The 18,974-nt window shown below is 35.1% G+C and carries 20 protein-coding genes and 1 pseudogene; 15 read left to right on the forward strand and 6 right to left on the reverse strand.

From position 1 onward, the window contains the following. Nucleotides 1-75 precede the first annotated feature (75 nt). Nucleotides 76-357 carry a GNAT family N-acetyltransferase gene (locus tag GMB29_RS11070; protein WP_227551666.1) on the forward strand — a complete coding sequence of 94 codons (282 nt, stop codon included), beginning with the start codon at nucleotides 76-78 and terminating at the stop codon, nucleotides 355-357. A gap of 561 nt (nucleotides 358-918) precedes the next feature. On the opposite strand, the gene GMB29_RS11075 is transcribed toward GMB29_RS11070, so the two are convergent. Beyond that, nucleotides 919-1,962 carry a metallophosphoesterase gene (locus tag GMB29_RS11075; protein ID WP_136356890.1) on the reverse strand — a complete coding sequence of 348 codons (1,044 nt, stop codon included), beginning with the start codon at nucleotides 1,960-1,962 and terminating at the stop codon, nucleotides 919-921. 356 nt (nucleotides 1,963-2,318) lie between these two features. Here GMB29_RS11075 and GMB29_RS11080 point away from each other — a divergent pair, with 356 nt between their 5' ends. From GMB29_RS11080 to GMB29_RS11105, 6 genes are all read left to right on the forward strand, one after another. Then, nucleotides 2,319-2,801 carry a hypothetical protein gene (locus GMB29_RS11080; protein WP_136356888.1) on the forward strand — a complete coding sequence of 161 codons (483 nt, stop codon included), beginning with the start codon at nucleotides 2,319-2,321 and terminating at the stop codon, nucleotides 2,799-2,801. A gap of 336 nt (nucleotides 2,802-3,137) precedes the next feature. Then, on the forward strand, nucleotides 3,138-3,290 hold the full coding sequence (locus GMB29_RS11085) for a hypothetical protein (protein ID WP_155443878.1): 153 nt from the start codon (nucleotides 3,138-3,140) through the stop codon (nucleotides 3,288-3,290). 258 nt (nucleotides 3,291-3,548) lie between these two features. Beyond that, nucleotides 3,549-4,835 carry an IS110 family RNA-guided transposase gene (locus tag GMB29_RS11090; protein ID WP_155443879.1) on the forward strand — a complete coding sequence of 429 codons (1,287 nt, stop codon included), beginning with the start codon at nucleotides 3,549-3,551 and terminating at the stop codon, nucleotides 4,833-4,835. 520 nt (nucleotides 4,836-5,355) lie between these two features. Next, a complete protein-coding gene (locus GMB29_RS11095; protein WP_136358868.1) occupies nucleotides 5,356-5,910 on the forward strand; it encodes a DUF1835 domain-containing protein in 555 nt (184 codons plus the stop codon). Next, nucleotides 5,849-6,385: a DUF3658 domain-containing protein gene (locus GMB29_RS11100; protein WP_168733986.1), complete on the forward strand. Its 537-nt coding sequence runs from the start codon at nucleotides 5,849-5,851 to the stop codon at nucleotides 6,383-6,385. Before GMB29_RS11095 ends, GMB29_RS11100 begins: the two co-directional genes overlap by 62 nt. Nucleotides 6,386-7,240: 855 nt before the next feature. Next, nucleotides 7,241-8,224: a sugar ABC transporter substrate-binding protein gene (locus GMB29_RS11105; RefSeq protein ID WP_168733985.1), complete on the forward strand. Its 984-nt coding sequence runs from the start codon at nucleotides 7,241-7,243 to the stop codon at nucleotides 8,222-8,224. A 95-nt stretch (nucleotides 8,225-8,319) separates the two neighbouring features. On the opposite strand, the gene sufU is transcribed toward GMB29_RS11105, so the two are convergent. From sufU to GMB29_RS11130, 5 genes are all read right to left on the reverse strand, one after another. Next, nucleotides 8,320-8,760 carry a Fe-S cluster assembly sulfur transfer protein SufU gene (gene sufU / locus GMB29_RS11110; protein ID WP_136358862.1) on the reverse strand — a complete coding sequence of 147 codons (441 nt, stop codon included), beginning with the start codon at nucleotides 8,758-8,760 and terminating at the stop codon, nucleotides 8,320-8,322. A 121-nt stretch (nucleotides 8,761-8,881) separates the two neighbouring features. Further along, nucleotides 8,882-9,871, reverse strand: a complete 990-nt coding sequence (locus GMB29_RS11115) for a CobW family GTP-binding protein (RefSeq protein ID WP_136358860.1) — start codon at nucleotides 9,869-9,871, stop codon at nucleotides 8,882-8,884. Nucleotides 9,872-9,884: 13 nt separating this feature from the next. Then, complete coding sequence (locus GMB29_RS11120) at nucleotides 9,885-10,277, reverse strand: (2Fe-2S) ferredoxin domain-containing protein (RefSeq protein ID WP_136358858.1); 393 nt, start codon at nucleotides 10,275-10,277, stop codon at nucleotides 9,885-9,887. A 140-nt stretch (nucleotides 10,278-10,417) separates the two neighbouring features. Beyond that, nucleotides 10,418-10,687 carry a 30S ribosomal protein S14 gene (gene rpsN, locus GMB29_RS11125; RefSeq protein ID WP_136358856.1) on the reverse strand — a complete coding sequence of 90 codons (270 nt, stop codon included), beginning with the start codon at nucleotides 10,685-10,687 and terminating at the stop codon, nucleotides 10,418-10,420. 118 nt (nucleotides 10,688-10,805) lie between these two features. Next, nucleotides 10,806-11,741, reverse strand: a complete 936-nt coding sequence (locus GMB29_RS11130; RefSeq protein ID WP_136358854.1) for a CobW family GTP-binding protein — start codon at nucleotides 11,739-11,741, stop codon at nucleotides 10,806-10,808. Between the two features lie 286 nt (nucleotides 11,742-12,027). Between GMB29_RS11130 and GMB29_RS11135 the strand changes: the two genes are divergently transcribed. The 8 genes and pseudogenes from GMB29_RS11135 (at nucleotide 12,028) to GMB29_RS11170 (ending at nucleotide 18,737) form a co-directional block, all read left to right on the forward strand. Then, nucleotides 12,028-12,987: a CobW family GTP-binding protein gene (locus tag GMB29_RS11135; RefSeq protein WP_136358852.1), complete on the forward strand. Its 960-nt coding sequence runs from the start codon at nucleotides 12,028-12,030 to the stop codon at nucleotides 12,985-12,987. Nucleotides 12,988-13,197: 210 nt separating this feature from the next. After that, the gene (locus GMB29_RS11140; RefSeq protein ID WP_136358850.1) at nucleotides 13,198-14,205 is read left to right on the forward strand and encodes a metal ABC transporter substrate-binding protein; all 1,008 of its coding nucleotides are present in this window, start codon (nucleotides 13,198-13,200) and stop codon (nucleotides 14,203-14,205) included. Between the two features lie 77 nt (nucleotides 14,206-14,282). Then, nucleotides 14,283-14,990: a metal ABC transporter ATP-binding protein gene (locus GMB29_RS11145; protein ID WP_136358848.1), complete on the forward strand. Its 708-nt coding sequence runs from the start codon at nucleotides 14,283-14,285 to the stop codon at nucleotides 14,988-14,990. Further along, nucleotides 14,936-15,772 carry a metal ABC transporter permease gene (locus tag GMB29_RS11150; RefSeq protein WP_136358846.1) on the forward strand — a complete coding sequence of 279 codons (837 nt, stop codon included), beginning with the start codon at nucleotides 14,936-14,938 and terminating at the stop codon, nucleotides 15,770-15,772. Before GMB29_RS11145 ends, GMB29_RS11150 begins: the two co-directional genes overlap by 55 nt. 59 nt (nucleotides 15,773-15,831) lie before the next feature. Next, entirely contained in the window at nucleotides 15,832-16,404 is a 573-nt protein-coding gene (gene dcd / locus GMB29_RS11155; RefSeq protein ID WP_136358843.1) for a dCTP deaminase, read from the forward strand. A 66-nt stretch (nucleotides 16,405-16,470) separates the two neighbouring features. Continuing rightward, on the forward strand, nucleotides 16,471-16,986 hold the full coding sequence (locus GMB29_RS11160; protein WP_136358842.1) for a MogA/MoaB family molybdenum cofactor biosynthesis protein: 516 nt from the start codon (nucleotides 16,471-16,473) through the stop codon (nucleotides 16,984-16,986). Between the two features lie 361 nt (nucleotides 16,987-17,347). Then, nucleotides 17,348-17,440, forward strand: a pseudogene (gene rpmG, locus GMB29_RS11165) (50S ribosomal protein L33); the annotation flags it as partial. A 127-nt stretch (nucleotides 17,441-17,567) separates the two neighbouring features. Then, entirely contained in the window at nucleotides 17,568-18,737 is a 1,170-nt protein-coding gene (locus GMB29_RS11170) for an FAD/NAD(P)-binding protein (protein ID WP_136358838.1), read from the forward strand. Nucleotides 18,738-18,974 lie beyond the last annotated feature (237 nt).

Raw genomic sequence — 18,974 nt, forward strand, 5'->3', positions numbered from 1 at the left:
CCAACAGCCGGCCAAAAAGGTGGGTTTTGTTCAATGGACGAGTAAATAGAATATGACCAGTTAAAAGGTGATGATATGAAAAAAGTTAATTCAAAAACGATTCATCCATCAATTAGGAAACTACTATCCTTCGCTACCTCGGATATAAAAATTGACCAAGAATACGAAATATATTTGAATTCACTAAACCGAAAATTATTTAGGTATGAGTCTAAAGGGGAAATTGTTGGTTGTATAGGTATTGAAATTATGAGTTTAAATAGGTGCGAAATTAAACATATTGCAGTATCTCCATTCAAAAGAGGAAAAGGTAATGGTAGTAAAATGGTTAAGATATTTCTGATAAATATCCATTGATTACTGCTGAAACTGATAAAGAAGCAGTTGTTTTTTATCGGAATTATGGTTTTAAAATAACAAGCCTTGGTGAAAAGTATCCAGGTGTCGAGAGATTTCTATGTGAGTATAAAAAACAATGACCTTATTGAACAAGTGCAGGTTAGTTGAACAAGGAAATACAAAAAAGAACTGTATTTCACCGGTTAATTTTGGGATGATAATGTATTGGTTGTATGGCGAAAAAAGAGTCACACGTCGTCTGCCTCAATGAAATTTGTAATGGATGAAGTTACCTTGCGACTGTGTTTAGCTAAGAAGGGTGAGACTGGAAGCCGGTAATCGATATTTCCAGTTTCTAGACATTATCATTTTTTGTAGGGCAGCATTGCTACATGGCTGTCTATAGGGGCAAGTTAGTACAAAAAGAATGCTTAGGACGCATATAACCATTCTGACCAGTGTGTGTTGGAACAGTTCGGAGGGATTTCTGTTTAAAAATTGTTAAGATAAAACAAACCTAAGGGTCTAGCAACTCGACTCTTAGATTTGTTTCCATCTTTAAAAATATGTTATCTATTCCTAATTGTTTTCGTTCTGGTGATCATCCCGGTCATTGTTATGATTGTCATTTTCGTCATCATGTTGGTCATCATCGTCTTCCTTGTGATTCTCCACATGGATGGTGAGGTCTGGCTGTCGGCCGAAACCATCAACCTCAAGGCGATCTTTGAAAGCCTGGATGACAGCGAACGCACTGCTGTCGGCAGTATCCAGCATACCATGGAAATTCACATATTTGATTCCGTTGTTCTCCCCGTAATTGCCGGCATGGTTATGACCATTAAAGTAAGCTACTACGTTGCCCGCAGACTCAAGCTCCCGCATGATGTCAGCATCATTCCATGCGTTGTGCTCGTTCGCAGGATATACCGGATGATGGCCAAGCACAACCACTTTTTCGCCCTTTTTCTTTGATTTTTGAAGCACGTTATGTAACCATTTCATTTGTTCCGGCCCGACTCCTCCGTTCCAGGTCTGGGCGTTGTTTGCCCCGGTTGCCTTCAGTTGGTTATACAACTGTTCGGATTGCTGGTATTTCGGAGTTCCCGGTTCGTTGGCATACAGGCTCATATCGTTTGTATCCAAGACGATGAAACGCCATCCATCTTCCGCGAAGTCATAATATTGATTCTTCATGCCCAGAATGTCTACCGTCTGGTCGGATGAACTATTCGGGTAGTCGTAGTCATGGTTCCCCAACATATGATATTTTTTGCTATTTATCTGATTGAAATATGGAAGAATAGTGTCGAAACTCTCCCTGTTCCTGTCAATTAAATCACCCGTCTGTATGGTGAACTCCAGGTCGTGTTTATTCAGTTCCGCCGTTGCATCCTGCAGTTTGCTGATGGAATTGCGGTAAAAGCGAACCCCATTTGTATCACAATCACAATATTGAATATCGGAAATGAGGCCGAATTCAAAAGATGGCTTTTGATGTTTACGTTCGTTTTTTTCTGCAGAGGCAGACGTGCTCGTGAATAAAGATAGCCCCAATGCGACACTGGCACCTGTAAACACCAGTTTTTGGGCCAGGTTTCGTTTTCTTGGTTTGGTTTTCATGGATAATTCCCCTCTCAATTTATCATTGCTTTTTCATGATAAAGCATAAAATGGCAGAAGTGTTTCCATTTACCAAAACTTTAAGAATCGTTAAATAACTTAATGTGGCATTTACAATCTTTTATCGAGCGTAGAATAAAGAGAGGGCATGACAATGGAACGTGTAATATGTGAATAAGGGGATGAACAATAACATTTGCCTTGTTCAAGCTAACGGGTCCTTTTGTGGCGAACAGGGAGATGCTGCGATAGCTCCCTTTGTTTATTGTGCTAAAGGGGCAGGTTAATTGAATAAGAAAGGCGAATAAAATAGGTTTAAAACCAATTTTTATTGCATTCTTTAAGGGGGACTACCAATGAGTTCTATTAAAGGCAAATTAGACTTGTTACGCAATGATATAAAAGAAATGGGTGGAATAATTGACTTAGATTGGTGTGGCGAATTGTTTTACCCTTATTATGAACACTTTAATGATGATAATTTAAGATATAGAGGGGGTTCACTTATTGCATTTTGGGGTCTTCTTTTAGAGTGGGAAGACGGTAGTGGATTTCCATTCTATACAGGTGTTGAAGAATATGACTGCCATCATTTTGATAAAAATCTAGAAGAGTTTCTTAAGTATGCTTCCGACATTAAGATTCAATACCCAAACATATTTTTAGCTATCATTGATTCACTAAGGTTTTTAGATGAAAATGAGGATTTTGAAAACGAATTTCCTAACATTTCAAGTGACCTATTTAGTACCATTAGGGATAAGTTACTGCAGACAGATGTTCAAAAATTAAGTGATATTTATCAACTTGCATTACAAGAAGCAGGACTGTCTTTTTAAACTACCATGAAAATAAGTTTCTTCAAGAATAGAAAAATGACAATATTGAAGAAGACCCTACTCAATCGTTAAAAAAAGAGGAGAGCGGTAATTAAAAAGTCTATGGATTAGGGTAGACTGGATTAAGGTCAGTATCAGTATTGACACTTCCTAACCATTTTCATTCTTTGTGGTGCAGCACTGGTTTTGAGCTGCATGGATGGCTAACGGGTGCAATACTTAAGATAAGAACTGTCATTTTGACAGCTCTTATTGTGCTAACAGATAGGATAATCGAAATAGTTTTTTAGAACTTCGGGTCAAAATAGTAAATATTGAGTTATTAGGAGATAGAGGATGAAAATCAGGAAAGAGAAAAAGAATGGTCAGGGCGGCATTTTTAAAGACATACTTATTGAAATTCGAGATTCAATCTTATTTGAATTAGTTTGGAACATCTTAATGTTTATACCGAGAATGATGATTCGTTTAATCAAGAATATATTTTAACTAGTCTAAATGAGTGCGATTCTTTAAAGGTATCGCCTTTTTTGGTTTGATTAACGAAGCAGATTGTGAAGTATAGTACTTAAAGTAACGGGTGCGATAGTCAAATAAAGGCAGTCGCTTTCCTTGTTCCGCTAATGGGCAGCATTCCTGTAATGAAGAAAAATGGAGTTTGAGCATTAAAAAACCTCTTGGTATTATATGAATGTCCCAAGCTTGGCGGCAAATAGGACAAAAAACATATAAACCAGGAGGCTCAAAATGAATTATAACCAAAATAAAAAGATTGCTCAAATTACTTCTCAAACTCTAATTATAGGTGTAGATATAGCGAAATTCAAGCACGTTGCCCGTGCCCAAGACTTTAGAGGCTTGGAGTTTGGGGCACCTATACACTTTGAAAATACGAAATGTAGTTTTGAAAGTTTTCTAGAATGGATAAAAGAATTACAAAGTCAAAACGACTTGGATAAGGTAATCATTGGTATGGAACCTACGGGACATTATTGGCTTAATTTAGCTCATTATCTAAAAGAGAATAATCTCAAATTTGTCGTTGTAAATCCAATGCACGTTAAGAAGACTAAGGAATTAGATGATAATTCCCCAACAAAAAATGATGTAAAGGATGCGAGAGTTATCGCACAGCTTGTTAAAGATGGAAGATACGCCGAACCTAATATTCCAGAAGGAGTATATGCCGACCTTCGGGTCGCACGTAAAATACGCGATCTTTTATCTGTTGATCTTCAGGCTGTACAAGGGCAAATTCATAATTGGATTGATCGATATTTCCCCGAATTCCTTAATGTATTTAAGGACTGGGAAGGTCAATCAGCTCTTCAAATGTTGAAACTTAACTTGTTACCCCATGAGTTAGTAAAGTTATCAGATCAGGAGATTTTAACTCATCTCAGAAAAGCTGTGACACGTGCAGTAGGTATAAGTAGAATACAAAAATTGAAACAAGCAGCTAGTGAATCTATTGGAATCCGGGAGGGTTCTGAATTAGCTAGATTAGAATTAAGCACCTTATTAGATAAATATGAATTAATTATTCAGAAATTCGAACAACTTGAGGCTAAGAGGGATGAATTACTAGAACAAATACCAGGTGTACAACAAATGTTAGCGATTACTGGTATAGGAAAAGATACGATAGCAGGCTTTTTTGCAGAGGTCGGAGACCTTAGTTTTTACTCACATCCTCGGCAAATTATCAAACTTGCAGGATTAAGCTTGAAGGAGAACACTTCAGGTAAGCATAAGGGACAAACGAAAATTACAAAGAGAGGCAGGAAAAACCTAAGAGCCCTTTTGTTTCGTGTAGTCATGCCCCTTGTTGCCAAGAATTCAGCCTTTAAAGCCTTACATGAGTATTATACAAAACGCCCTGGCAATCCATTGAAAAAGATGCAGTCCCTTATAGCTTTATGTAATAAATTAATACGTGTCTTATTCGCTATTGGTAAAAAACAATTTGAGTTTAGTGAAGAAAGAATGTTAAAGGATATTCCTCATATGGAGGGATTACAGAAAGCTTCTTAGATTTCTCATACAATTTATTGTCTCTATTGATAGTAATAGTTTAATTAAATGATTATTGACATTTGAAGCACGGATTAGTCAGTAAAACAACTAAAATACGGACATTGATCCTGTCGGGCAGCATAACTGACATCTACCTCATGGAAAGGTTGGACGAAGGAATTTTGGAGCATAGACTCTGTGAGAAATGGGAGGGTTGACCTCCATGAGAGTTGTAGAGATCCTCCAGTGCGACCATACTTTAACTTGATATCCACTTTTTGGATAGAAGTGGTTAGGTAGCTATGGTCCTTTTTTGCTTCTTGACTCCAAAATTAACCTATAATACAGCATTATTCCATTAAATCAAAGTCTATTAAAACTGAATGACTATGAAATCGTGAGAAAACTTGAGAAATCGTAAGATTATCCTTTATTTATAGAGGGAGTTTAGTTAAAGAGTATTTGGAGAAAATAACTTCAAAAAGAACATTTTTATTTAAGATTAATACTTTTACTTGATTATAGAAGGAGTTTTTAGGTGGATATTCTCGACGATATAAAGAATAAAGTAAAGGACTTGCCAGAACAGGAAGTAAGGTCATACTTGCAATTTATTCTTTATAGGATTGCGTTGTTAGAGGATAAAGAGAATTCTTTAGTTGAGTTTGCAAAAGATCTTAAAGAAATTTTGAATGAAATTCTCTATCCAAAAGTTACAGACTCAGATCTATTTGGAAAAAGTAATTACAAAAAAATTCATATACAATTTGGATACCCATATTTAAGACAACCATTAAAAGAATTAAACATCCTTGAAGAAGAGTTTATTATAGCTTTCCACGAAAATTTCTCTATTGCTCCTATAACCAGTTTAGATACCGAAAAGGGACAAACAGATAGATTTGATTGGTTAAAAAACAACTTATCTAATGAATATGAAGTTGAATTTTATAAAGAAAGTTTGCCGAAAGTCATTTCTCAAGTATTATCAATTCATGATGATCTCCCAATTTACATATGGGTATCAGAAAATGCAAATGAACAAACAGCACTTCTTTTTTACAATGTATTTGTTGCGGGAACGAAAGAATAATATTTGTATCATTGATACCGCAGCATTGTACAGGAAATTGTTTGAAAAAAAGGCTAAGAAGTATGTACCTTTTTTTTCGGGTGAAATCCCTTTAAAAGAATTACAAACCATATATAAATATAGCCAAGATGAAAACCAGATTTTATCTCACATAGAGCGTAAGCATTATGAAAAAAAGTGGTTAGACCTCTCCACGAATCCTGGTACATTAAGAATATGGGAAAATGAAGAAATAAAAGTTGTACCTGAAGACTATTTCGATGATTTTATAATCGAAAAAGCGAAGAAGCTGATTGGGAAGAAAAAAGGGTTTATTATGAGTGCAAGATTAATTGGTGAAGTTTATGGACATATTCTTCAGTATATAGGTGACAGCTTCTTGGAATATAGGGTTAGGAAATTAATCGAAAAGGGAATTTTTGAATATGAAGGTAGCCTAGAGGCAATGCGCTATTACGGTATTAAGTTTAAATAAATATTTTATTGAAAAGCAGAATGAAAAGATACATTGAGGGAAGCTCAGAAAATGAGCCTCTCTTTTTTAATGGTTCCATCTATAACTTTCGTAAAATTATTTGTGAAGAAATGTACTTAAGCTAACGGGGGCGTTATTTAGATATATAAATGCTGGGAGCTTAAGAGAATCTTAAACTAATGGGTGCGATTGTTCTATATGATGATCAGCCCTTCTTGTGTTAACAAAGCAGTTTAGTTGAAGAACGGTGTTTAACTTGTGTACAACAATCGGGCCATTTAATGGAGGAAGTGATATATACATTTGACTTTTTCTAAAGGGCACTCAATGGCCAACTGGACTTGGCATGGTCCAAAAATGTCCTAAATGATGACCTAGGAGAGATCTACTATTCTCTATAATTGCTTCAAATCCAATAAAAAATCAAAAAGGGGTTCGGAATAAGACCATTCCGAACCCCTTTTCTACAAACTGCCACCAAGATTATCTTGGTGATGATCTTCTAATTGTTCATTTTTATAATTTTTCACTATGAAATGGGATTAACATATTACAACTACTCTTCTTAATTGTGCGTTAATTCTTCTATTCCTTGCAACTTGCTTTCATATGATCCTTCTTTGGCAAAAAGTTCGGTATCCCACTCATATTTATAAGGCCCTGAGGAGTCGTATCAAACTTTTAAATAATTTTACTGTTTTGATTGTTACTTTCTGTAGCTTTTAGTAGAATGCTTTTATAATTTAATTAACAATTAAATGAATCCCACCTTGTATTTCAGTTTCGGAAGGATTTAACTTTTAAAAGAGTCTCAACGTCATAGAATCCCGATCGTCCATAGTAGGAGGGAGAATATTGAAAAAGAAATGGATCGTTTCATTACTATGTCTTACAGTTTTAATAAGCTTTATCGTTCATTTTTTAAAAGAAGATGAGAAGCTTAAAGTGGTAGTTGTTGCAAAAAGTTTAGACTTAGAGTATTGGAAAATTTTTGAATCAGGAGCTAAAAAAGCGTTTCATGATTTTGACATAGATGGACAAGTGATAGCACCTAATTCCATCTATCCCATTTCAAATGAAGTGGATACATTAAAAAAAGTTTTAAGACAACATCCGGATGCACTGATCGTTACTCCCATACATCCCTCCGTTACCATTCCAGTATTGATGGAATATAAGAAAAATAACATTCCTGTATTGTTTGCTGGTAGAGACGCTGACTGGGAAGACAAAGTCACGTATATAGGAACAGACCACCTTAAATTGGGCATAATGGCAGGACAATTGCTAGGATCCATGCTGCAGCCAGGCGATCAAGTAGCAATTATTCATGGAACTTTAAAAGATCATGCTGAGGTAGAGCGGATAAAGGGAGCGAAGGAGGCCTTAGGAAAAGCCGGAATCGAGATTACGACAGAACAGTTAGGAGAAGATCGATATGGAAAGACAATATCTGTATTCGAAAATATTTTGCAGAATCATCCAGATATCCAAGGGGTATTTGCTACTGACGATTTAATTGCCCTAAATGTATTAAAAACAGTAGAAAAAGAAGGCTTGATGATTCCTATCATTGGAACGGATGGCATTACCGATATGATAGATGTTGTAAATGAAGGAAAGCTAAGCGCTACCATAGCACAGAATCCTTATGATATGGCTTATTTAAGCGTAGTACAAGCAATAAAAGCAGTTAACGGGGAACATGTCCCAGAAAGGATTGATAGTGGGGTTGATATTTTAACGAAAGATAACGCAAGAGACAGATTAGCGTTTCAGAACAATATATTCTATAGCAGAGTTGAGAAATTCAAACATTTTTTACATGAACTATTATGAAAGTAGCAAACTGTTTTTCTAAACAAAAAACAGTTTTTTTACGTGAAGAATAATCACCATACATAAACATGGTCTAATATTTATCTACTAATACTCTAAAGGGAATTATATTCTTTTTCGTCTTTTAAAACTTTATCTAATGCTTGCCAAGTCATTAATGCACAATTATGTCTTGCTTTTAACTTATGGACTCCTTGTAAAGATAAACTATCACCTAAATCTATTTTATCTGTTACATTTCCATGGCGAATTAAATCCTCAAATGCTTTTCTTAGGGACGCAATCTCTTTTAAAGACTTGTTTTCGATAAGTTCTGTCATCATAGATGCAGACGCCATACTAATGCTGCAGCCTTCACCAAGGAAGGCTGCTTTCCGAACTCGATCTTGTTCAAGGTCTAAAAATAACGTCATGACATCGCCGCAAGTAGGGTTTTTATAATGTATTTTTCGTATATTTTCTCCCTTTATTTCTTCAAAATTTCTCTTTTGTCTATAGTGATCCATGATAACTTGTCTGTACAGGTTATCGAGCATGGTAGTAGACCTCCGCCTTCATTAAGATACAATAGCTCAACTAGAGTACTTCATAATGATTTTTTAGTATCTTAATTCGTTTTTCTCATGTGGTTGAAAACGAAATAATTAGTTGAGAGGGTTAGTTTGCTATACAATTTTTAAATTGTTGCTCCAACTCCTCTTTATTTAAGTCCTTACCAATAAAAACAAGTTCACTTAATCTTGTTTCATTTTCTTTCCATTTCCGATCTGGGTTTCCTGAAAACAACATATGAAGTCCCTGAAATACGATTCGATGTTCCATCCCTTTAATATGAAGAATGCCTTTGTAACGCAATAAATCTTCCCCTTTTTCCCGAACAAGGTAATCCATCCAATGATCAACTTTTTCTAAATCAAGAGGTTTCTCTTCTCGAAAAGCAATAGAAGACACCTTATCATCATGATCGTGATGGTGATGATCTTCTAGAAAGTGGGGGTCAATTTCAAGTTTGCGATTAACATCAAACGTATTAATACCTAATATATCTCTTAAATTAATATTACAATTTTGTGCATGAATCCTCTTAGCCGCCGGGTTCATATTTGTTATTCTTTTCTCCAAAGAGTTCAGGCCGTTCTCAGAAACTAAATCTGTTTTATTTAAAATAATGACATCAGCAAAAGCAATTTGCTCTTGTGCCTCATCATGACCATCAAGGTGCCTAGTGATATGTTTACTGTCTACTACGGTAATAATACTATCTACATTAAATTTTTCTGAAAGTAACTCATCCATAAAAAATGTCTGGGCAACAGGTGCCGGATCAGCGAGACCTGTTGTTTCAATTAAGACTCGGTCAAATTTAACTTTACCTTGATTCATTGAAAATACAAGGGTGCGCAAAATACGGATTAAATCTCCTCGAACTGTGCAGCAGATACAACCATTATTCATTTCCAAAATTTCCTCGTCAGCATCAACGACGAGCTGATTATCGATCCCAACTTCTCCATACTCATTGACAATGACCGCAATCTTTTGATGATGTTTTTCTGTTAGTATTCGATTTAAAAGCGTGGTTTTCCCAGCTCCTAAATATCCAGTTAAAATAGTGACAGGAATTTTATTAGGTTTAATTAAAGTCATGTTTTCTCTCCATTTAGAGTATTTTTGATACTTTGTTTACTTTTTCTTTATCTTTAAAAACCCCCGTAATGACTTCAGGTGAACGATCGAAGCCTTGGCCATGAAATGAATGGCTTACTTTTTCTGTGTAATCTTCATTGGCAAGAAGCGAATCAACAAAAAGGGGGGCATCCTCAGGTTTTAAATCCTTATACCATGTGCCTTTCGGATAGTTGATGACAACGCACTTATCATGGCATCTTCCATTACACCGTGTGCGCGTTGTGTGAATCATATCGTCTAGCTCTCTTCTTGAGATTTCTTTTCGGATTGATTGTGTGAGTTCCTCAGCTCCGACCCGGTTGCAACTGCTGCCGTTGCAGATGAGAATATGATGCTTCGTATTACTTAAATTCCATGTCGCCATGTGTGTTTTACCTCCAAGTTAAAACGTAATAATTACGATTTGAAACTTATAATTATGTGTATTTTATTTTCAAACGATATAAAATTCATTTTTATGATAAAGAACAATCTCCAGTCGGAAAATTTTCGATTGCTGACGGTTTACCAACTTGATTTTTTAATGCCTGGAAGCTGCCCTTTATGTGCTAACTCTCGAAAGGCAATTCTAGACATTTTAAACTTTCTTAAATATCCTCTAGGTCTTCCTGAAATTTCACAACGATTATGCAAACGAGTAGGGGAGGAATCTCTCGGTAACTTCCGCAGTGCATCATAGTCACCTTTTGCTTTTAATTCCTTTCGTAGCACTGCATATTTTTCAACCATTTCTTGGCGTTGTTTTTCTTTAGCTACCTTTGATTTTTTTGCCAAATTTTTTCTCCTTTCGTATCAAACAGTGTGGGGATGAATAAAACGTAATGATTACGATTTGTATTTTAATAATATCTCTTTTTAAAGCTAAATGCAAATAGAAAGGATGCAAATGTTACTAATGACCTAATTGCATGCTATTTTTCTCTATGTTACACAGCGTTTTCTGAAGTTTGTTATGATCTAAATTATCACCGATAAACACAAGTGTATTTTTCATCTTTAATCCTGATTTTGTTTGAAATGGCATCCCATAAGCATATTGAAAAAGAAATGTGTCTGGAATGCCAATAAATCGGATATATCCTTTAATGCGATAGATTGTATCCGGCATTGTCCTTAAGAATTCTTCAAATAGCTTCTCACTAATAGGGTGTAAGAAAGTATGAACGTATGTTTTCATATGTAGATGTTGGATAGCGTGCACTTTCTCATATTCGCCTCTTTCTTTTGTTTGCAGACTTATAACTGTATTAATATCGATGTTAGCGAATTCTGCCGGAATCACTTTACCTGTAGGATTAATACTACGTAACTCCTCTTCGATACTCTTTTGGCTTTTCTTTGATATACAATCAATCTTATTTAATACGATAAGATCCGCATGTTTTACTTGTTCAGCAATTAGCTTTTGAAGGGGTATTTTTAGTTTTTTACGTTCCATCCAACAAACAGCGTCTAAAAGAGTGATAATGGAGTGAATTCTCACTTTTTTAGCTAAAAGAGGTGATAAACAAGTGTCCAACACTTCAACCGGATGAGCAACCCCCGTAGTTTCAATATAGATCACATCTAGATCATACTGACTTAAAAGTTCAGATATCTGAACTTCGAGTTTATCCGACAGTGTACAGCACACACATCCATTTAGAAGTTCTTTTAAAGGCATGTCTTTAGGAACAGAATCTGAATCAATAGAAATTTGACCCATTTCATTCATAACGACAGCTACATTTTTTCCTTTTCTTTGTTCTTTTTCTAGAATTTTTTGAAGAAGAGTTGTTTTTCCTGAGCCAAGGAAACCTGATAAAATATTTATTTCAACGATTGGCATTATTATCATCCTTTCATAAATTTAATCATAACAAGAAACGATTTTGTAAGATGTTGTAAAGTAACTGATTTGAATCATATAAAAAGTAATCGTTACGATTTATTAGTATAAAGTGAATAGAAGTTTTCTACAAGTTAGGTATTCTATAACATAAAGTAACGGATATATACTTAATCAATATTTTTGAATTTTGATGAATAGTCTATTTTCTAAAACATACACATGAACTAGTGCATCGGTTAAATCGTAATGATTACGAATATTTAGTTTGAGGGGAGATAAGAAAATGAGGAAAATACCGGTTTTTATTTTAAATGGTTTCTTAGGAAGTGGGAAAACAACTGTATTGTTAAAGATGATAGAACAATACAAAAGTGAAAATAAGAAAGTTGCCATCATATTAAATGAATTAGGGGCAGTCAATGTCGAGGCACATTTGTTTAAGGATCAACAATTAACCGAGCTTTTAAATGGTTGCATTTGTTGTACGATTCAGAATGATTTACATCAAACACTTAAGGCGCTAGCTGTTCAGCACGAAAAGGAGCCTATTGAAGTTTTATTAATAGAAGGAACAGGAGTAGCCCATCCACTTGAGATAGCTGAAGTGTTTACTAACGGTCATATGCAACAAGTATTTGATTTGGAATCGGTGATTGGAGTAGTAGATGCCAGTCACTTTCTAGAATATTTAAGTATCTTTGATAGTACAAAAGAAATTCGAACTTTAATGAAAGAGCAGGTACTGCATTCATCTATTGTTCTACTAAATAAAATAGACTGTGTGAATGATCAAAAACTTGCAAAAATCAACAGAAAAGTTGACTCCTTAAAAAAGGATGAAGTACCCGTATTGATGACTTCTTATGGTGATGTTGATTTTGAGATGCTACGAAAAAAACGCATAGGACAAATAGACTTTCAACTCAAAAATAATCACCATGGAGATCACCAGCATCACGAACCACATCACGGGACTATTAAGACGGTGAAAATTGAACAAGTACCAGTGATAGATAAACGTACATTAACCAACTGGTTAATCAATCTACCGAATGATGTTATCCGTGCGAAGGGTCTTGTACAATTAACAGGTGATTCAACACTTACACATGTTCAGTTTGCAGACAAGCTTGTACGTTATACAAAAATGGGGAAAAATGACGAGAGACAATCTATATTTGTATTTATCGGTAAAGATTTGAACGAAGAGATGTTTCAAGAGTTTTCGCAGGGGATTTTTTAAAATTACTTATTAAACCAGGTGATTCCTCAATTGTTCTTTACTATTGAAACCCATCGTTTATCGGTGGGTTTCAATTTTTATCTATTTCTAGAAATATACTTGTTCTTTCTTGAAAAAAGTGATAAGTTATCTATGGTCAAATACAAATCGTAATAGTTACGATTTGATGATTGTGTACAATTGTTAGTTTAATAGAGAAGAGGAGAAAAAATGAATCAACCTAAAGTAAGAGCAATATTGGTAATGGTTCTGGCTTGTTTTATAGTCATAGCAGGATGTAGCAATAAAGAAGATGTTGGATCAAATCAGAAGGAAAGTACCGAAAATCAACTACATATTGTTACAACTTTTTATCCTATGTATGAATTTACTAAAAACATTACAAATGAAAATGCTCAAGTGGATCTCTTAATTCCTTCCAATATCGAACCACATGATTGGGAGCCTACTCCTAAAGATATGGCAATGATCCAAAAAGCAGATGTTCTCATTTATAACAGTGACTTTATGGAAACATGGATTTCCTCTATCAAAGAAAGTTTAGGGAAAGAACAACCACAGTTTGTAGAAGCGAGTAAGGGGATTCCTCTAATGAAAGGAGACGAACACGATCACCATGAGGAAGAAGGCGACCACGATGACGTAGAAACAGACCATCTTGATGAGGGAGAAGTTCATGAAGAAGGGAATGAGCAGTTAGATCCACATGTATGGTTAAGTCCTGTGCTTGCTCAACAAGAGGTACAAACAATTACAGAGGCCATTGTAAAACAAGATCCCAAAAACAAGGACGATTATGAAAGCAATAGTCAAGAATATATTCAAAAATTAAAAGATCTAGACGAACTTTTCAGGAAAACGTTACAACATGTTTCGAGTAAGGAAATCATTACACAGCATGCTGCTTTTGGATATTTAGCAAAAGAGTATGGTCTTATTCAAATCCCGATTGCAGGGTTATCTCCATCAGAAGAACCAAGTCCGTCTAAACTTGCTGAACTTAAGGAATTTGCTAAAGAGCATCATATTAATGTGATTTACTTTGAGGAGACAACTTCCCCTAAAGTTGCTATAACACTAGCTGCTGAATTGGGAGCTGAGACTGAGATATTAAATACAATAGAAGGTTTAAGTAAGGAAGATCAAGAGGAAGGTCTAAGTTATATTGAAGTCATGAAGAATAACTTAAAATCCCTTGAGAAATCACTTGTAAAATAATTGATCTAGGCTTAAATGTCCATTATAAGTGCGTCTTATAGTAAGGCGTACTTATTTCTAGGGAGAGGAGTGGAAAATTGAAACTCGTTTCTATGCAAAATATCGTATTTGGTTATACACATACTCCTTCATTAAACGGAGTATCCTTTGAGATAAAAAGTGGAGAGTTTGTGGGGGTTACGGGCCCAAATGGTGCGTCTAAATCAACAATGCTTCGTATTATGCTGGGGTTGCTAAAGCCTTGGGAAGGTTTTGTTACTGTAAGTAAAAGGAATGCAGAAGGAAAATCTCTTACAATTGGTTATGTGCCGCAACAAATTGCTTCTTTTAATACAGGTTTCCCAAGTACAGTTCTAGAATTGGTACGGTCCGGGAGATATAAAAAAGGGAAATGGTTAAAAAAATTAGACCATGATGATAAACAAAAAATAGAAAATGCCTTAAAGATGGTTGGGATGTGGGACTTTCGATTTCATAAAATTGGTGCCTTATCCGGTGGTCAAAAACAGAAACTAATGATTGCGAGAGTTCTCGCTTCCGACCCTGATCTTTTAGTGTTAGATGAACCGACAACGGGCATGGATACAGAGAGTAGAAGAGGCTTTTATAAATTTATGTACCATCAAGTTAAAAAACACAATAAAACTGTGGTGATGGTCACCCATGAACAGGATGAAGTACAGAAATACTTAGATAAAATTCTCCGTTTAGAGAAGGGGGAACAAGGTGGTTGGAAATGTTTAACTTGGAATTCATGCAGCGAGCATTTTGGGCAGGTGGATTAATTGCCATTATTGCCCCTTTGCTAGGAGTATTCCTTGTCTTAAGAAGACAAGCCTTAATGGCAGATACGCTATCTCATATTTCTTTGGCAGGAGTAGCTATTGGTTTTTTTATTCATAAAGATATTACCTTATCAAGCATTCTTGTCGTTATAGCAGGGGCAGTAGGAGTTGAATATATGAGGCGGGCATATAAAACCTATTCAGAGGTTTCGATTGCCATTCTAATGGCCGCCGGACTATCTTTTGCTTTAGTTATGTTAAGTATAAGTGAGGGTGGGATGACACCTAGTATCGAGCAGTATTTATTTGGTTCCATTGTAACTATTAGCACAGAACAGCTTTTTGTGTTAGCAGGGGTAACAGCAATTATACTACTATACTTCTTTTTTTTAAGGAGACTTTTATATTTGATGACATTTGATGAAGATTCTGCCTTTACAAGTGGCATTAACACAAATTTATTATCCCTATCATTTAGTATGTTGGTTGGTTTAGCTATTTCAGTTATTATCCCAGCAATAGGAGTTCTTTTAGTATCTGCTTTATTAATTTTGCCGGCTGCTTTTGCCATAAGGTTTGGAAAAGGTTTTAAAGTGGTTATTGTGACTGCTATTCTAATTGCTTCTTTTAGTATTTTCTTGGGACTAGTCTCCTCCTATGGGTTAGGAACTCCACCAGGTGCTACTATTAGTTTACTTTTAGTTATCATTTTATTTATTGGTTTACTTAGTCAAAAATTAGTAGAAATTTTGTATAGAAAAATGAGGAGAATAATTCGTTAGGAAAGCTTATAGATAGAATTCACTTAGTTATATAAAAGATGAATCGGGAGGTACAGCTTGTGATTCTTTCCAGTAAAACAATCCTAAACAAAATAAAAGAGCAAGAACTTATGATTGAACCGCTTACGTCATCCCAAGTTCAACCTGCATCAATTGATTTACGGATCGGGAACCATTTCATGATAATGGATGAGTATTCAACACCTTTTATTTCACTAGAAAAACCAGCTAGTTATAAAGAAGTTTACCAAGAAACGATTATCATTCCTCCCCAAGGTTTTGTACTAGGCACAACAATTGAATATATTAATCTACCCAATGATATGACTGCCTTTGTTGAAGGAAGGAGCTCCATTGGAAGGTTGGGTTTATTTATTCAAAATGCTGGATGGGTTGATCCAGGGTTTAAGGGGCATTTAACATTAGAGTTATACAATGCAAATCGTATACCAATTGAGTTAAAAGCAGGGAGACGAGTTTGCCAGTTGGTCTTAGCTCATTTAGATCAAAAAGGTTTGTCGTATATAGGGAAGTATAACTGTCAGGATAGAGCAACCGGGAGTCGGATCTATCTCGACGAGGACTGCGAAAAATCATATTCTAGTAGCAAAAAGTTTAAGGAATTTGATTAACTTATAAGTCAATTTCTATTTAAGTTTATTAAGTAATGTCAAAAAAATAGGAAAAGAGGATCATTAATGAGTGTTAGTCAACATAAGAAAGAAGCACCTAAAAGGGTGAATTGCAAAGTCATTACAGTCAGTGACACACGTTCGAAGGAGACAGATAAAAGTGGGAGCTTAATTATAAATATGTTGCAAGATTCCTCACATTCTGTACAGGATTATCAAATTGTAACTGATGATTATGAGGTCATTTATGAAGCTATAAAGACCGGATGTTTAGACAAAGAAATAGATGTCATCCTGTTAAATGGTGGAACAGGTATAGCAAAACGTGATGTTACCATTGAGGTTGTTCAAAGTTTAGTAGAAAAGCAGATTACAGGGTTTGGTGAGATTTTCCGTATGCTGAGCTATTTAGAGGATATTGGATCTGCAGCAATTTTAAGTAGATCTATTGCAGGCGTATACAATGATACAGCTATTTTTTCTATGCCAGGTTCTAGAGGGGCGGTTAAATTAGCTATGGAAAAGATGATTATTCCCGAGATATCTCATGTAGTGAGGGAAATACGGAAAGACTTAAAATAAGAAGATAATAGTAGAGTGAGTAGATGATTTTATTCTAACAAATTGTTTTGAATAAACGACCTAAAATTAGGAGCAGTACAATCCTGAACTGACCCCTGACAAGTAAACAGTAAATAAAAAAGTAAATTAAACAGCCTGAGTTCTATATGTATGAGGACAAAGGGAAAACTACTTTAAAAAACAACCACATATTCGACATAGCTCTTTTTTTGACGATTTTTCCCTATTATATATAGGATCTTTCCTTAATCGATTATTAAAACGTAATCTTTACGTTTTAAGTTGACAATTCTACTATTAACAATTACTATTTATTTATTAATAGTAATTGTTACGATTTAAACATAAGGAGTAACTATAAATGCGTGTGAAAATTACGATAGCTTGTACTGAAACTGGAGATCGTAATTCTATCACAACAAAAAACAAACGAAATAACCCAGACCGTTTAGAATGAATGAAATATTCACTTCGTTTAAAAAGAAAAACCCTTCATAGGGAAACAAAATAAGTAATATTGAAGCATTCATGAATAACATGAGTGCTTTTTTAAACTCCATTAAAGAAAAGAGCTGATAGACGTGTACGATTGGATTATCATTGGCGGAGGCATTCAAGGATGTACTCTTGCTGTTTCATTGATTAAAAGTGGAAAGGTTTCTGCTGATAATCTTATGATCATTGATCCGTATGAAGAACCAATTTCACAGTGGAAACGAAATACAGAAAGGATTGAAATGAAATTTTTACGGTCTCCATCTGTTCACCATCTTGATTTAGCACCGTTTAGCCTGCAAAAGTTTGCCCGAAAAGCAAACTTCTCTCAGTCTTTTTACGGTTACTATAAAAGGCCTTCACTTTCACTCTTTCATGAACATTGTGATTCTATCTTTCGTGAAATTGACCTGAAACGATCATGGCATATAGGAAGAGTTTCTAATTTAGAAAGAAAAGCTAACGGGTGGTGGATTAAAACCGAAGAAAACTCTTGGTTTAATACTAAAAATGTTGCAATTGCATCTGGATTCACAGAGGCATTAAACTACCCAACTTGGTCAAAGGAAGTAAAGGAAATTCATCCTCATCTCATCTGCCATATTTTTGAAAAGGAAGTGCCTGAAACATTTGATGGAAATAAACCTTTGGTAATTGTAGGAGCTGGCATTACCGCTGCCCATCTTTCTATAAAGCTTAGCAAAAAACACGAGCAGGTGGTGTTAATAACAAGACACCCTTTTCGTGTCCACGATTTTGATAGTGATCCAGGATGGCTTGGACCTAAAAAGATGAACTCCTTCTCTAAAATCAAAGATTATAACATTAGAAGAAGAACGATTACTATTGCAAGGTATCGGGGATCTTTTCCCAAAGAGCTTTCACTGGAGTTATCTCGATTAATCCAGAAAAATAAACTAAAAGTAATAAAAGGAGAAATTGAAAGATGTTCAAACTATGACGAATCATCACTCCAATTGAACCTAAAAAATTCTGTAGAAAAGATAGAGACTTCACAAATTCTTCTTGCTACTGGGTTTGAATCAAATATGGAATATCTAACCTGGCTTCAGCCAGTTATCAAAAATGAAAAGCTTTTATGTTCTAAATGTGGTTTCCCAATTGTCTCGAAAAACCTAGAATGGGGGGAAAATCTTTATGTAGTAGGAGCTCTTGCAGAATTAGAAGTAGGACCTACAGCTCGAAATATATCGGGAGCTAGAACAGCCGCCCATAAGATTGTCAGCTCCTTATAATTAGTATCAATAAGTATCACACTGTTTCACTAAAGGTGCTGTTTAAGAGGTTCATTAAATATACCTAAAAAGAGCCTGCAAAAAATTATGCAGCCTAAAATTGACTCAGAATTCGAATAGGGAATCATTATGCACCATAACTGATTTCATGATATCTCTTTTAGAGGTAAGTTATTTACTTGCAAAACGTAATGATTTCGATTATCATTAATAAGAAAAATTTTATCCTGAGGTGAT

Origin of the sequence: Metabacillus sediminilitoris (assembly GCF_009720625.1) — a bacterium.
Lineage (GTDB): Bacteria > Bacillota > Bacilli > Bacillales > Bacillaceae > Metabacillus > Metabacillus sediminilitoris.

Coding starts and splice junctions, on each gene's coding strand:
- GMB29_RS11160 (WP_136358842.1), top strand. CDS start 16,471: ATGAGTGTTAGTCAACATAAGAAAGAAGCACCTAAAAGGGTGAATTGC.
- GMB29_RS11130 (WP_136358854.1), bottom strand. CDS start 11,741: ATGCCAATCGTTGAAATAAATATTTTATCAGGTTTCCTTGGCTCAGGA.
- GMB29_RS11120 (WP_136358858.1), bottom strand. CDS start 10,277: ATGGCGACATGGAATTTAAGTAATACGAAGCATCATATTCTCATCTGC.
- sufU (WP_136358862.1), bottom strand. CDS start 8,760: ATGCTCGATAACCTGTACAGACAAGTTATCATGGATCACTATAGACAA.
- GMB29_RS11080 (WP_136356888.1), top strand. CDS start 2,319: ATGAGTTCTATTAAAGGCAAATTAGACTTGTTACGCAATGATATAAAA.
- GMB29_RS11140 (WP_136358850.1), top strand. CDS start 13,198: ATGAATCAACCTAAAGTAAGAGCAATATTGGTAATGGTTCTGGCTTGT.
- GMB29_RS11100 (WP_168733986.1), top strand. CDS start 5,849: ATGCAAATGAACAAACAGCACTTCTTTTTTACAATGTATTTGTTGCGG.
- GMB29_RS11090 (WP_155443879.1), top strand. CDS start 3,549: ATGAATTATAACCAAAATAAAAAGATTGCTCAAATTACTTCTCAAACT.
- GMB29_RS11115 (WP_136358860.1), bottom strand. CDS start 9,871: ATGACTTTAATTAAACCTAATAAAATTCCTGTCACTATTTTAACTGGA.
- GMB29_RS11135 (WP_136358852.1), top strand. CDS start 12,028: ATGAGGAAAATACCGGTTTTTATTTTAAATGGTTTCTTAGGAAGTGGG.
- GMB29_RS11085 (WP_155443878.1), top strand. CDS start 3,138: ATGAAAATCAGGAAAGAGAAAAAGAATGGTCAGGGCGGCATTTTTAAA.
- GMB29_RS11070 (WP_227551666.1), top strand. CDS start 76: ATGAAAAAAGTTAATTCAAAAACGATTCATCCATCAATTAGGAAACTA.
- GMB29_RS11075 (WP_136356890.1), bottom strand. CDS start 1,962: ATGAAAACCAAACCAAGAAAACGAAACCTGGCCCAAAAACTGGTGTTT.